The 12,889-nt window shown below is 40.1% G+C and carries 15 protein-coding genes and 1 riboswitch; of the genes, 13 read left to right on the top strand and 2 right to left on the bottom strand.

Annotation, left to right across the window (positions count from 1 at the left end; genetic code table 11):
• Nucleotides 1–7 precede the first annotated feature (7 nt).
• From argF to ACXADT_RS13745, 8 genes are all read left to right on the top strand, one after another.
• The gene (gene argF, locus ACXADT_RS13780; RefSeq protein ID WP_474831632.1) at nucleotides 8–970 is read left to right on the top strand and encodes an ornithine carbamoyltransferase; all 963 of its coding nucleotides are present in this window, start codon (nucleotides 8–10) and stop codon (nucleotides 968–970) included.
• A gap of 70 nt (nucleotides 971–1,040) precedes the next feature.
• Nucleotides 1,041–2,258, top strand: a complete 1,218-nt coding sequence (locus tag ACXADT_RS13775) for an argininosuccinate synthase (RefSeq protein WP_474831631.1) — start codon at nucleotides 1,041–1,043, stop codon at nucleotides 2,256–2,258.
• A gap of 12 nt (nucleotides 2,259–2,270) precedes the next feature.
• On the top strand, nucleotides 2,271–3,662 hold the full coding sequence (argH, locus tag ACXADT_RS13770; RefSeq protein WP_270182115.1) for an argininosuccinate lyase: 1,392 nt from the start codon (nucleotides 2,271–2,273) through the stop codon (nucleotides 3,660–3,662).
• Nucleotides 3,663–4,004: 342 nt separating this feature from the next.
• Nucleotides 4,005–4,142, top strand: coding sequence for a hypothetical protein (locus tag ACXADT_RS13765; protein ID WP_270182116.1), 138 nt, complete (start codon nucleotides 4,005–4,007; stop codon nucleotides 4,140–4,142).
• Nucleotides 4,143–4,235: 93 nt separating this feature from the next.
• On the top strand, nucleotides 4,236–5,108 hold the full coding sequence (locus ACXADT_RS13760) for a patatin-like phospholipase family protein (protein ID WP_474831629.1): 873 nt from the start codon (nucleotides 4,236–4,238) through the stop codon (nucleotides 5,106–5,108).
• A gap of 81 nt (nucleotides 5,109–5,189) precedes the next feature.
• Nucleotides 5,190–6,638 carry an aldehyde dehydrogenase gene (aldA, locus tag ACXADT_RS13755; protein WP_474831627.1) on the top strand — a complete coding sequence of 483 codons (1,449 nt, stop codon included), beginning with the start codon at nucleotides 5,190–5,192 and terminating at the stop codon, nucleotides 6,636–6,638.
• Nucleotides 6,639–6,749: 111 nt separating this feature from the next.
• Nucleotides 6,750–7,865, top strand: coding sequence for an aminopeptidase (locus ACXADT_RS13750; RefSeq protein ID WP_474811846.1), 1,116 nt, complete (start codon nucleotides 6,750–6,752; stop codon nucleotides 7,863–7,865).
• Between the two features lie 108 nt (nucleotides 7,866–7,973).
• Nucleotides 7,974–8,180: a hypothetical protein gene (locus tag ACXADT_RS13745; protein ID WP_224882559.1), complete on the top strand. Its 207-nt coding sequence runs from the start codon at nucleotides 7,974–7,976 to the stop codon at nucleotides 8,178–8,180.
• 89 nt (nucleotides 8,181–8,269) lie between these two features.
• On the opposite strand, the gene ACXADT_RS13740 is transcribed toward ACXADT_RS13745, so the two are convergent.
• Nucleotides 8,270–8,959, bottom strand: a complete 690-nt coding sequence (locus ACXADT_RS13740) for a Crp/Fnr family transcriptional regulator (protein ID WP_270182120.1) — start codon at nucleotides 8,957–8,959, stop codon at nucleotides 8,270–8,272.
• A gap of 109 nt (nucleotides 8,960–9,068) precedes the next feature.
• Between ACXADT_RS13740 and ACXADT_RS13735 the strand changes: the two genes are divergently transcribed.
• The 3 genes from ACXADT_RS13735 to ACXADT_RS13725 all read left to right on the top strand — a co-directional run bounded on the left by ACXADT_RS13735 (nucleotide 9,069) and on the right by ACXADT_RS13725 (nucleotide 10,366).
• On the top strand, nucleotides 9,069–9,311 hold the full coding sequence (locus ACXADT_RS13735) for a glutaredoxin family protein (protein ID WP_270182366.1): 243 nt from the start codon (nucleotides 9,069–9,071) through the stop codon (nucleotides 9,309–9,311).
• A gap of 43 nt (nucleotides 9,312–9,354) precedes the next feature.
• Nucleotides 9,355–9,969 carry an SGNH/GDSL hydrolase family protein gene (locus ACXADT_RS13730; protein ID WP_474831625.1) on the top strand — a complete coding sequence of 205 codons (615 nt, stop codon included), beginning with the start codon at nucleotides 9,355–9,357 and terminating at the stop codon, nucleotides 9,967–9,969.
• Between the two features lie 82 nt (nucleotides 9,970–10,051).
• Nucleotides 10,052–10,366 carry a thioredoxin family protein gene (locus tag ACXADT_RS13725; protein ID WP_474811842.1) on the top strand — a complete coding sequence of 105 codons (315 nt, stop codon included), beginning with the start codon at nucleotides 10,052–10,054 and terminating at the stop codon, nucleotides 10,364–10,366.
• A gap of 35 nt (nucleotides 10,367–10,401) precedes the next feature.
• On the opposite strand, the gene ACXADT_RS13720 is transcribed toward ACXADT_RS13725, so the two are convergent.
• On the bottom strand, nucleotides 10,402–10,632 hold the full coding sequence (locus ACXADT_RS13720; protein ID WP_270182123.1) for a hypothetical protein: 231 nt from the start codon (nucleotides 10,630–10,632) through the stop codon (nucleotides 10,402–10,404).
• A gap of 209 nt (nucleotides 10,633–10,841) precedes the next feature.
• Nucleotides 10,842–10,932: riboswitch (cyclic di-GMP riboswitch) on the top strand.
• Nucleotides 10,933–10,958: 26 nt separating this feature from the next.
• Between ACXADT_RS13720 and ACXADT_RS13715 the strand changes: the two genes are divergently transcribed.
• On the top strand, nucleotides 10,959–11,120 hold the full coding sequence (locus tag ACXADT_RS13715; protein WP_270182124.1) for an anti-repressor SinI family protein: 162 nt from the start codon (nucleotides 10,959–10,961) through the stop codon (nucleotides 11,118–11,120).
• Between the two features lie 381 nt (nucleotides 11,121–11,501).
• A complete protein-coding gene (locus ACXADT_RS13710; protein ID WP_270182125.1) occupies nucleotides 11,502–12,884 on the top strand; it encodes a glycine--tRNA ligase in 1,383 nt (460 codons plus the stop codon).
• The last annotated feature ends 5 nt before the right edge of the window (nucleotides 12,885–12,889 follow it).

Here is a 12,889-nt window from a genome sequence, read left to right as displayed (position 1 = left end):
TGAGAATATGATTCAAACATATGAACAGAAAATTGAAGAAAGCTTAAAAGGAAAAGATTTCTTAACGATCAATGAGTTATCAACTGAAGAACTATTATATATCCTAAAAGTCGCAGAAGAATTAAAAGACTTACAAAAACAAGGCATTCCACATGAAGAGCTAAAAGGAAAGGTCCTTGGGATGATTTTCGAAAAGTCTTCAACGAGAACTCGCGTCTCATTTGAGGTAGCGATGCTGCAACTAGGAGGGCACGCCCTCTTTCTAAGTTCAAAAGATATTCAGCTAGGGCGAGGGGAGTCAGTTGTTGATACAGCGAATGTGTTAGCTGGCTATCTCGATGGCGTGATGATTCGAACGTATGCACACGATACGGTTGAACAGTTCGCAGAAGCATCCGAGATTCCGGTAATTAACGGACTCACAGACCTCCATCATCCAGCCCAAATCCTAGCAGACCTTCTTACGATCGTAGAGAAGAAAGGGTACTTAAAAGGCCTAAAAGCAGCTTATTTTGGAGATGGAAACAACGTTGCACACTCTTTAATTGAAGGAGCAGCAAAAGTAGGAATGCATTTTACAATCGCATGTCCAGAGGGATATGAACCAGATGAAACGATCTTGTCGCAAGCGAAAGAAACTGCACAAGAAACAGGTTCTATTATTGAAGTGACGACAGATCCAGAAGTCGCGATCCAAAATGCTGATGTGATCATAACCGATGTATGGGCGAGTATGGGGCAAGAATCTGAACAAGAAGAACGTGAAGGTGTGTTCGAACCTTATCAAGTGAATGAAGAGCTATGTATAAAAGCGAATGAAAATTACATCTTTATGCACTGTCTTCCAGCACACCGCGGAGAAGAGGTTACAACAGGCGTTATAGACGGTCCACATTCCGTTGTATACCAGGAAGCAGAAAATCGTCTGCATGCCCAAAAAGCACTTTTAAAAATTTTATTAAAAAATTGATTTTTTTTGATGCAATTTGAATAAATATACGTTAGTATATATATTAATACAGAGATAGGGAGTGGATCACATGAGTAAAGAGAAACTGATTCTTGCTTATTCCGGAGGGCTAGATACCTCAATTTCAATCAAATGGCTTCAAGAGAAATACGACTATGAAGTGATTGCTCTTGGACTTGATGTTGGTGAAGGTAAAGATCTAGAAACCATTAGAGAAAAAGCGCTGAACGTTGGCGCTTCGAAAGCATATATGATCGAAGGTAAAGAATTACTTGCAGAAGAATATCTGCTACCAGCACTAAAAGCAAACGCACTATATGAAGGGAAATACCCGCTGTCTTCCGCTCTTTCACGTCCTTTAATTTCGAAACTTCTTGTAGAAGTAGCAGAAAAAGAAGGCGCAACAGCCGTCGCACACGGATGTACTGGAAAAGGAAATGACCAGGTGCGTTTCGAAGTTTCCATTCAAGCGCTGAACCCGAACCTAAAAGTGATTGCTCCAGTTCGTGAATGGGGCATGACACGTGATGAACAGATTGCCTATGCAGAAGAAAAAGGGATTCCGGTTCCTGTAAAGCTAGATAACCCGTTTTCAATCGATGCGAATATCTGGGGTCGTGCATGTGAGGCTGGAGTACTTGAAGATCCTTGGGCGGAAGCACCTGAAGCAGCATTTGATTGGACGGCACCACTCGAAATGACGCCTGATAAACCTGAATACATCGAAATCGACTTTGAAGAAGGCCGCCCAGTCGCATTGAATGGTGAGAAATTAGGGTTCGTCGACTTGATCGAAAAACTAAACATCATCGGTGGAAAGCATGGAATCGGCCGTATCGATCACATCGAAAATCGTCTTGTTGGGATCAAATCAAGAGAGGTGTACGAAAACCCAGGTGCATTGATCTTGATCAACGCTCATAAAGAGCTAGAGTTCTTAACACACACACGTGAAGTATCTCAGTTCAAAACAACGATCGATCAACAAATGTCGAAGCTGATTTACGACGGTTTATGGTATTCACCGCTTCGTCAAGCGCTAGAAGGGTTCATTAACGAAACGCAAAAAGTAGTGAGTGGGAAAATACGTATCAAACTACACAAAGGAACGAATACAGTCGTTGGACGTAAATCAGAGAACTCCCTTTACAACGAACAGTTAGCTACTTATCTTAAGGGAGACATGTTCGATCATGAAGCAGCGGTAGGATTTATTAAGTTGTGGGGCTTACCAACGAAAGTAAACGCTGAAGTTCACAAAAAGCAAAAGCAAAAAGTCCATCAATAAGGAGATGTTAGTGTGTCTAAGTTATGGGGAGGACGCTTTACCAAACAAACCAATAAACTCGTTGAAGAATATACAGCTTCCATTCAATTTGATAAGGAACTAGCAGAAGAAGATATCGAAGGCAGCCTAGCCCATGTTCAAATGCTTTCAGAGTGCGGTGTGATTACAGAGGGCGATATGAAAGAGATCAAGCGCGGTTTATCGATCGTCCTCGAAAAAATTCAGTCTGGCCAATTTGAATATGATGTTTCTCATGAAGATATTCATATGAATATCGAGAAAGCTTTAATCGATGAGATTGGACCTGTAGGTGGGAAACTTCATACGGGTAGAAGCAGAAATGATCAAGTTGCAACAGATATGCATATGTATCTTGTGAAAAAAGTGAAGCAGTTTATTAAGCATATTGAGCTTGTTCAAGAAGCCATCATCACCCAGGCTGAAGAGCATGTGGAAACCGTATTGCCGGGGTATACGCACCTGCAGCGTGCACAGCCGGTTTCATTTGCTCATCACATTCTCGCGTACTTTTGGATGTTCGAACGGGATAAAGAACGATTTCAGGATAGCTTGAAGCGTGCGAATATGCTGCCGCTCGGAGCTGGAGCTCTTGCTGGAACGACTTTTCCAATCGATCGACAGCGTTCCGCTGAGCTTCTCGGTTTCGATGCTGTTTATCCAAACAGTATGGATGCTGTCAGTGATCGCGACTTTATTCTGGAATTCTTATCGAATGCCTCCATGCTTATGATGCACATGTCTCGCTTATCAGAAGAATTGGTGATTTGGAGCAGCCAGGAATTTCAGTTCATCGAACTCGATGATTCTTTCTGTACTGGGTCGAGCATCATGCCGCAAAAGAAAAATCCGGATGTTCCGGAATTGCTAAGAGCAAAGACAGGTCGCGTCTACGGAAATCTATTCAGTCTTCTTACCGTCTTAAAAGGACTGCCGCTTGCTTATAACAAAGACATGCAAGAAGACAAAGAAGGAATGTTTGATACAGCGAAAACGCTAGATGGCGCACTTCAGCTTCTCGCACCGATGATCGCGACCATGACAGTGAAGAAAGAAAACATGAAACAAGCAGTTAATGAAGATTATTCGAATGCAACCGATATTGCCGATTACCTTGTTAACAAAGGGATGACATTTAGAGAGTCACATGAAATGATCGGAAAAATCGTTCTCCATTGTATTCAACAAAACAAGTACCTGCTGGATCTTAGTCTTGATGAGTACAAAGAGTTTACAGACTTATTTAGTGAAGATGTTTTTGAAGTCTTAAAACCATATAACGTGATGAGTGCAAGAAAAAGCTATGGTGGTACATCTCCAGAGCAAATCGTTCAGCAGCTGGGCTTAGCAAAAAAACACCTAAGTGTTGAAGAACCCATCACATAAAGAAAGGGCCCTACCCTTATGGATAAGACCCTCTTGAAGAAGGAAGGTTAGCTTTTGCTAATAAAGCGATGGGGTAAAACGGTAATTGTCTTTTGGAGACACCTCTTTCTAATGAAAGTAGTTAGAGCCTTGTTTTCCCAACAGAGTTGTTCAACGCGACCATCTCCCTAGATAAGTTAGCCGTAATTCCTTTTGCACTTTTAACTTCCCTCTTCAAAATATATGATGCACACATTGTTGGTTTTATATACAATCCATTTCAACTTTTTTAATTTTATTTCAGAATAGAGTAAGGTGCGCGAGAGATACTATTCATGAAAGTTGGAAAGGAGGAGATTTCTTTTGGGAAGAGGGAAAGCATTCGACCATAAGAAGAAAGGCATGCAGCGAAAACGTCCTCAGCACGCAGATGAAACAGCATTTCCTAATGAAGCCTCTACCGGTCACAAAACGGTTAAAAATGAAGAGCGTGAAGAATAATCCCTGCCCTTGCAGGGGTTTTTTTCGTGTTGAGCTAAACGGAGTAATCCCTTACACTTATTATAAGAAAAAAATGTAAAAGGGGGATTATCTTTGGAATCGATCGGTTTAGTATTAGAAGGCGGCGGTATGAGGGGTGTATATACTGCTGGCGTACTCGAATACTTCATGGAGAACGAGCTTTATTTTCCTTATGTGATCGGTGTTTCTGCCGGAGCTTGTAACGCAGCATCTTATCTCTCAAGGCAGCCAGGGAGGAATAGAAAGGTCACCATCGACTATGTGAATCACCCTGAATATCTGTCTTATAAAAATTTAATAAGAAAGAAACAGCTTTTTGGAATGGATTTGATTTTTAATGACATACCAACTGAACATGTACCGTTTGATTTCGACACCTTCGCATCCACTACTGAGAAATTTATAGTTGGTACGACCGATACATACACTGGTGAACCCGTTTATTTTCAAAATGAAAAAGCACCTGATCAGCTCCTATCGATTTTAAGAGCTTCTAGTTCATTACCTTTTATGGCTCCTCCAGTGAGAGTGCAGGATAAACTATTGTTGGACGGTGGAATTGCAGATCCAATCCCGATCTTTAAATCTGAACGTGACGGTAATCATTTGAATGTCGTCGTACTAACACGGAATGCCGGGTATCGAAAGAAACGGTCCAAGTTCTCGTGGGTCATCAAACGACTGTATAAAAGAAATCCGCAGCTCGCCTCAGCCATCAATTCTAGGTATGAACGATACAATCGAACACTCGAGCATATTGAGTCAAATCCCGAACACTATTATGTCATCCAACCATCTACACCGTTAGCAGTGGATCGTATCGAACGTTCAAAAGAAAGGTTATCCCTTCTGTATGATCAAGGATATGAAGATGCGAAACAGCATCATGCAGCACTTCAAAAATGGATCGCTAGACCATTACACGCTGGAATTACTAGTATCTAAGCATACTCAAGACGTCCTTAAGGTTTTGAAATGTTTATTCCTGGGAATGTATCCTCCATCAAGACGTAGGAGGTATTGCAATTGAAACGGTATCAGCTATATATAAACGGAGAATTTACGAATAGTAACAGTGAAGAAACGATCGATGTCATCAACCCAGCGACGGAAGAAACCATTTCACAAATTCAGCTTGGGGATGAAAAGGATATCGAACGTGCCATTTCGGCTGCAAAAGCATCTCAAAAAGAGTGGGAAGCGAAAACCTCGATTGAACGAGCCGATTACTTATATAAAATTGCAGATAAAATAGAAGAAGCTAAAGATTCGTTTATCACGATGCTCACTGAAGAAAACGGAAAGACGGTAGACGCTTCGAAAGCTGAAGTAGAGCTTACGATCGATTATTTTAGATACATGGCAGGATGGGCGAGAAGATATGAAGGAGAAGTACTTCCTAGCGACCGCCCGAATGAGAACATCATGGTCTTCAAAAAGCCAATTGGCGTTGTTGGGGGAATCGTACCATGGAATTTTCCGATGTTCATCTTCGCTAGAAAAGTAGCTCCAGCTTTTGTAACCGGGTGCCCGATCATTATTAAACCTAGTCAGTATACTCCAAACACTGCATGTGAACTCACTTCAATCATCCATGAAGTCGGTTTACCAAAAGGAGTCTTCAACCTCGTGACTGGTAAAGGATCTGATATTGGAAATCCGCTCGCATCTTCACCTGATGTTGCGATGATCAGTTTAACCGGGAGTTATCCAGCAGGATCAAAAGTGATGGAGGCAGCAGCTAAAAATATCACGAAAGTCAACCTGGAACTCGGAGGAAAAGCTCCTGCAATCGTTACAAAGCATGCGAATATCGATTTAGCAGTTGAGAAAATCACGACTTCTAGAATTACGAATAACGGCCAGGCTTGTACGAATGCTGAACGGGTATATGTCCACGAAGACGTTGCAGATGAATTTATTGAAAAAATCACTCAGTCCTTTAAAGATACAAAGGTAGGCAACTCTTTGGATGAAGAAGGATGCGATATCGGTCCATTGGTTAACAAAGAACAGCTTGAATCAGTTGAGAAAATGGTGAACAATGCTGTTGAAGCAGGTGCAGTAGTGAAAACGGGTGGAAAGAGAATAGACCGAGAGAAAGGCTATTATTTTGAACCAACCGTGTTAACGGACGTTTCTCAAGATATGGAGATCATTCAAGAGGAAATTTTCGGTCCTGTCCTACCAATCGTAATCTACAGCGATTTCGATCATGTTCTTGAAGCGGCTAACGATACACGTTACGGTCTTTCATCTTCTATCTTCAGTGATAATATTCATGAAGTGATGAGAGCTTCTAATGAGCTTAAGTATGGTGAAACGTACGTTAATCGTGAAAACTTTGAAGCTGTTCAAGGGTTCCACGCAGGCATGGGGCAATCTGGAATCGGTGGTGCGGATGGAAAACATGGTCTAAACGAGTACCTTAAAACGCATGTGATTTACATGGAATACGATCCAAATACGAAATAACAGAAGACCGGAGACTTTCTCCGGTTTTTTGTTATTAACGAATCATTTGAAGGATAGATAACAGAGCGCTTATAATATAGGTGTAAAGTCATTAATGAAAAGAGGGAGAATATGATCGATTCTCGTATTAAGAAATTAGCAGAAAATCTTGTTCACTATTCTACAAGAATTGAAAAAGGTGAGCATGTTTTAATCGAAGCATTTAATATCGATAATTCACTTGTTCGGAGCTTAGTAAAAGAGGTACATAAAGCAGGCGGCTTTCCACATGTGAACCTTCGAGACAATCAGATTATTCGTGAACTATTATTAGAAGCGACCGAGGAGCAAATCGAAGCTTGGACTACACATGATCTTCGCCAGATGGAAGGCATGGATGCTTATATCGGTATTCGCGGCGCGGACAACATCAATGAGTTTGCTGATGTACCTGAAGCAAAAATGGCATTGTTTAATCAGGTATATAAAACAAAGGTTCATAGTAATCAACGAGTCAAACATACGAAGTGGGTCGTAATGAGATATCCTAACCCATCTATGGCTCAGCTCTCTAGTATGAGTACAGAAGCATTTGAAGATTATTATTTTAATGTTTGTACGATGGATTACGCGAAGATGAATGAAGCGATGGATGCACTTGTGGACCGAATGAATCGTGCAGATTCTGTAAGAATCGTTTCACCTGATACGAATTTAAGCTTTTCCATCAAAGATATACCAGCAATTAAATGTGCAGGGCAACTGAATATCCCTGATGGAGAAGTATTTACCGCCCCTGTCGTGGATAGTGTTAATGGCGTGATCACGTACAATACACCATCTCCATACAATGGGTTCGTTTTCGAAAATGTTCAGCTAACGTTTGAAAATGGAAAGATTATCGATGCGACAGCGAACGATACAGAACGATTGAACAGCATACTCGATACTGATGAAGGTGCTAGGTATATCGGTGAATTCGCAATCGGAGTTAACCCGTATATTCGCGAGCCGATGAAAGATATCTTGTTCGATGAAAAGATCGACGGATCGTTCCACTTTACTCCAGGGCAATCTTATGACGAAGCACCAAACGGAAATGATTCAGCAGTTCACTGGGACATGGTGCTGATTCAAAGACCTGAATATGGTGGAGGAGAAATTTGGTTTGATGATGAATTGATAAGAAAAGATGGTAAGTTTGTACCAGACTATCTCAATGGATTAAATCCTGAAAATTTAAAGTAAGATAAGGAAGCGCATCTACGGATGCGCTTTTTTACGTACAAATGACCAATCACATTCCTGGTAGTTTGAATATAAATAAACAAATCTACTTAAGAGGAAGTGCCTTTAATGGAAATACATTGTGATGGATGTACAAAGGAGATGAGAGACTGGGAGACCATTCATATGGTGAAATTCGATAAGTGGTATGTTGGTCATTTTAACTGCTTATTGAATTTGAAAAAGAAACTTAATTTAAACAGACCGATTAAATGGGATAAATTAGAAGGAACAAAAGATAATCAAAAAGGAACGGATGGAAAAACGCAATCATAATGATTCGATTTGTATTTTATAGAGTATCATTATGACTAAAAAAGCTGTCGAGGATTCCTCGGCAGCTTAAGTTTGTAGATTTCTGATCTTTACTCTCCATTTTCACTTAAATAATTGTTAGCTTTTTCAGCATGTATGGCGAAAGTTAACGGGTTCTTCTTTATGTATCCAGCTTTTTTCAAGTCTCCTATTGTGGCACTGACAGTTTCTCTAGTAGAACCGATCATCGTAGCCATGTCGTAATGTGTAAGCTTGATCTCGATCGTTTGCCATTCGTTCTTACGCTTTCCAAATTTCTCACTAAGTTTTAATAGTAAAGACAACACCCGATATTTTACACTTCTGAGTGCAATGTTTTCACTCATTTCATAAATTTCTTTTAAGCGTGAAGACAGTATTTCAATGAATTTTATGGCGAGCTTGGGGTTTTCTGAGAGCAAAGTTTCAAATTGTTCTTTTCCGATAATACATAAATAAACGTCTGTCATCGCTTCAACATAAACAGAATCATCACTTAGTGAGAAACTAGAGGTTTCTCCAAAAATGTTGCCATCTCCAAGAATATCGACCGTTAATTGTTTTCCGCTATCATTGGAGCGATACAAACGTACATTTCCTTGTTTCAATAAAAATAACGCTTTCATCGGCTTTGTAGGTCCTACGATGATGGTTCCTTTTTTAACTGGCTTCATATCGCTAACACGATCGATCTGTACTAAATCATTCATTTCCATTTCATCAAATAAGTTTATCTGGGAAAGCATCGTCAATTTATCCATAAGATCACCTTCAGTTCTTAAATCAAGTCATTTTCACGAGTAAGATAGCTTACATTATCATAAATCGTATACCGTTATACTCTAATTGTTAGGAGGGTACTTGTCTAACATGGAACATATTCGATTATACACGATAACAAGTTGCATTGAATGTGAGAAAACAAAAAGACTCCTTAAGCAGTCAGGTATTTCCTTTGATGAAGTGAATGTCCTTGAACAGCCAGAAAGACAAGAAGATCTCTATCAATTGGCCGGAGAATTCCTTGTACCGCTGCTTGTCTATAACAATAAAGTCTGCTCTGAGTTCACTTTAATACAGAATCACTCGAATGTTGAGATGAACTTTTTATAGGTGCGATGAATATAGTAAATCATCTTTGGAAAGAGGTGATGGTTTGTCGCATCTTCTTTATTCGGCTATTGGAGATTCTATTACATTAGGTACAGGCACAATCCTTTTTTCACCGACTTTTCCAGATTACTATCGTTCGGCTATCTTTGATAAGTTAGAAGAAAATGTTCTCCTAACAAAATATGCAAGAAATGGAGCAACTACTCGCGACGTTAGAGACTGGCTAGAGCAATCGTTACCGATCGAACATGCCAATGTTATTACGATTACGGCCGGTGGAAATGATTTGATCGATGCAGCTGAAGAGTTTGCTATAAATAAGGAAGAAGCTGTTTTCCAGAAAGCGCTCGAAGAATGCTGTACAAACATGAATTGGATTGTAAGCCACCTATCGATGACAGTAAAGAAGCCTGCTATGATTCGAATCGTTAATTTGTATAATCCTTATCCTCATCTTTCATTCGCAAAAGATTGGGTCAATCGATTTAATCAAAATCTAGTAACATGTACAAAGAATAATGATGTAAAAGTGGCAGATGCTTATCGTTTGTTTGAGGGCAATGAAGAACGGCTTTTGTCCTTTGATGGCATACACCCTAATGAATGTGGCCACATGGTTATTTCTGGAGCACTCGTTAACACTGGTATCTCTTTATAGAAAACTGTAATCACAATTACAGACAAATGATCTTATTGTAAGTTATACTAGCCTATAGTAACGAGTAAAGGAGAAGATTTACATGCAACAAATCGAATCAAAACAATCTTATGATAATCTAATCAATGATTCTAAAGTGACGATATTAAAATACGAAGCGAATTGGTGCCCGGACTGTAAACGCCTTGACTTATTTATCGACGATATCATCAAAGAACATAGCGATAAACAATGGGCACAAATTGATATTGAGCAATTCCCTGAAATAACAGAGGAAAATGAAGTGATGGGTATTCCAAGTCTCCTCGTTTATAAAGATGGAAAAAAAGTTGGGCATCTTCATAGTGCCAACACAAAGAATCCAGATCAAGTAAAAGATTACTTATCTGACTTTTAATAAACAGCCTGTCGAGGCAATCTCGACGGGCTGTTTTAATTTTTTGTCAAGATATACTCGACCGTTCCGTCCTGTAATGAATGTACATGTGATATGACATAACCGATGCTGAGGTATGTCGATAATGCTTCACTGCAAAGATGACTTACAGGTTCTGTAGGTGCATGGAGACTAGGATAAAATCCTACAACTTTGTTTAAGGGAGTACACCTTAGTAAAACGACGTGAGTGCCTTGCCATGCGGTTCCAATCTGATTTCGTTCCATTCGATTCCCTCCCTGATCAAGCTTTAGCAAGATCATACATGATTAGTTTATGATGCAGAAGATAAAGTGTTAGAATCGATACAAAATATATTGAATTATTGCTAAAATATAGTATAATTGTATAAACTATTAAACTTTCTCATTTTTTAGTCCCTTTTACTATTGATTTAGCACTGCCGTTACATTGTAGTGCGTGTCTGTTCTAACTCTCCAGAAAAAGGCAAACCATTCTAAAGAATGGGACGCAAAGACACAGGTCTAATGTTGAGAACATTCAACGATGACGGCTGGTCCTCCTGGAAATATCAAAGGAGGAGAGGGTGGCCATGATTAAAACCAGGCCAGAACAAGCACTTGATCAAGAGTGGGTAATGCTGATGAAAGTTGCACGAGAAATCGGGTTGAAAAAAGATGAAATCCGAGCATTTCTCGACCGCAAAAAAGATCCAACACCTGTGCGTATACAAAAACGGAGGGCTATCGATTGATAGCTCTTTTTTTAGAAGTAAAGAATCTGATGTGTGTAAACAGTTAGGCAAGTGGGTAGTCTATGAATACTGAGTAGATTGCGCTTGACTTTAAGTGAAACTTTTTTGTATCATATGTGATATCAATTACATATATAAGCTAACAACTGTGAAGGACAGATAGTAGCTAGGTAACCCTTTTTATAGAGATTCGGGGACGGTGGAAGCCCGAAAAAGGTCTAGTGAAACGGCGGTCTGGAGTTGATACCGTAAAGTGGATGTGTTCTTTCACATCAACTGGGGTGGAACCGCGGGTGCATACGCTCTCGTCCCCGGACAAATTTTTGTCCGAGGACGGGAGCTTTTTATGTTGTTAGACAATGATAAAAAGGAGAGATTTAGATGAGTATTTCGATGGAACAAATCGTTGCCATTTCAAAGCACAGAGGATTTATTTTCGCTGGTTCCGATATTTACGGAGGTTTAGCGAACACTTGGGATTACGGTCCATTAGGTGTAGAACTTAAGAACAACATCAAAGCAGCGTGGTGGAAGAAGTTCGTACAGGAGTCTCCTCACAATAGCGGACTGGATGCGGCAATCTTGATGAACCCTAAAACTTGGGTTGCATCTGGTCACCTAGGAAATTTCAACGACCCATTGATTGATTGTAAGAGCTGTAAAACACGTCATCGTGCAGATAAGCTGATTGAAGATGCACTTTCTGAAGAAGGCAACGAAATGATTGCTGACGGATTATCGTTTGAAGAGATGGAGCGGTTGATTGAAAATCATAACATTAAGTGCCCAGAGTGTGACAGTCAAGACTTTACAGAGATTCGTCAATTTGACCTCATGTTTAAAACACAGCAAGGGGTAACGACTTCAAGTACAAGCGACATTTATCTTCGCCCTGAAACAGCACAAGGTATTTTCGTGAACTTTAAAAACGTGCAGCGTTCGATGAGAAAGAAAGTGCCATTCGGAATTGCACAAGTCGGAAAAAGCTTTAGAAATGAGATTACACCTGGTAACTTTACATTCCGTACGCGTGAATTTGAGCAAATGGAGTTAGAATTCTTCTGTAAACCTGGAGATGAACTAGAATGGCACCAGTATTGGAAAGATTTCTGTAAGAACTGGCTATTGAATCTTGGCGTTGATCAAGATAATATCCGCCTTCGTGAGCACGCTGAAGATGAGCTCTCTCATTATAGTAATGCAACTACAGATATCGAGTACAAATTCCCATTCGGTTGGGGTGAACTATGGGGAGTTGCTTCAAGAACAGATTATGATTTGAAAAAGCACATGGAACATTCGAACGAAGACTTTACGTACCACGATCAGCAAACAGGCGAGCGCTATGTTCCTTATTGCATCGAACCATCATTAGGGGCAGACCGCGTTACACTAGCATTCTTAATCGAAGCGTACGAAGAGCAAGAATTAGAAGATGGCACGTCTCGTAGTGTCATGCATTTTCATCCTGCTTTAGCACCGTTTAAAGCAGCAGTATTGCCACTTTCAAAGAAATTATCGGATGAAGCTAGGGAAGTTCACGCTGAACTTGCGAAGTATTTCATGGTGGATTACGATGAAGCTGGATCGATCGGTAAACGTTACCGCAGACACGATGAAGTAGGTACACCATTTGCGATTACGTTCGATTTTGATTCCCTTGAAGATAAGCAAGTAACTGTACGAGACCGAGATACAATGGAACAACAAAGAATGCCAATCTCTGAACTAAAGAACTTTTTAGAGGAAAAAACTCAGTTTTAATGAAA

This window comes from Anaerobacillus sp. ABR4_321, assembly GCF_056158505.1.
Note: the sequence above shows the minus strand (reverse complement) of the source record. Positions and strands in the feature narration are given on the sequence as shown.

What these genes read in the sequence shown, in the direction of transcription:
- argF (WP_474831632.1), top strand. Translation starts at nt 8, where the DNA reads ATGATTCAAACATATGAACAGAAAATTGAAGAAAGCTTAAAAGGAAAA.
- ACXADT_RS13775 (WP_474831631.1), top strand. Translation starts at nt 1,041, where the DNA reads ATGAGTAAAGAGAAACTGATTCTTGCTTATTCCGGAGGGCTAGATACC.
- ACXADT_RS13750 (WP_474811846.1), top strand. Translation starts at nt 6,750, where the DNA reads ATGATCGATTCTCGTATTAAGAAATTAGCAGAAAATCTTGTTCACTAT.
- ACXADT_RS13745 (WP_224882559.1), top strand. Translation starts at nt 7,974, where the DNA reads ATGGAAATACATTGTGATGGATGTACAAAGGAGATGAGAGACTGGGAG.
- ACXADT_RS13740 (WP_270182120.1), bottom strand. Translation starts at nt 8,959, where the DNA reads ATGGATAAATTGACGATGCTTTCCCAGATAAACTTATTTGATGAAATG.
- ACXADT_RS13735 (WP_270182366.1), top strand. Translation starts at nt 9,069, where the DNA reads ATGGAACATATTCGATTATACACGATAACAAGTTGCATTGAATGTGAG.
- ACXADT_RS13725 (WP_474811842.1), top strand. Translation starts at nt 10,052, where the DNA reads ATGCAACAAATCGAATCAAAACAATCTTATGATAATCTAATCAATGAT.
- ACXADT_RS13720 (WP_270182123.1), bottom strand. Translation starts at nt 10,632, where the DNA reads ATGGAACGAAATCAGATTGGAACCGCATGGCAAGGCACTCACGTCGTT.
- ACXADT_RS13715 (WP_270182124.1), top strand. Translation starts at nt 10,959, where the DNA reads ATGATTAAAACCAGGCCAGAACAAGCACTTGATCAAGAGTGGGTAATG.
- ACXADT_RS13710 (WP_270182125.1), top strand. Translation starts at nt 11,502, where the DNA reads ATGAGTATTTCGATGGAACAAATCGTTGCCATTTCAAAGCACAGAGGA.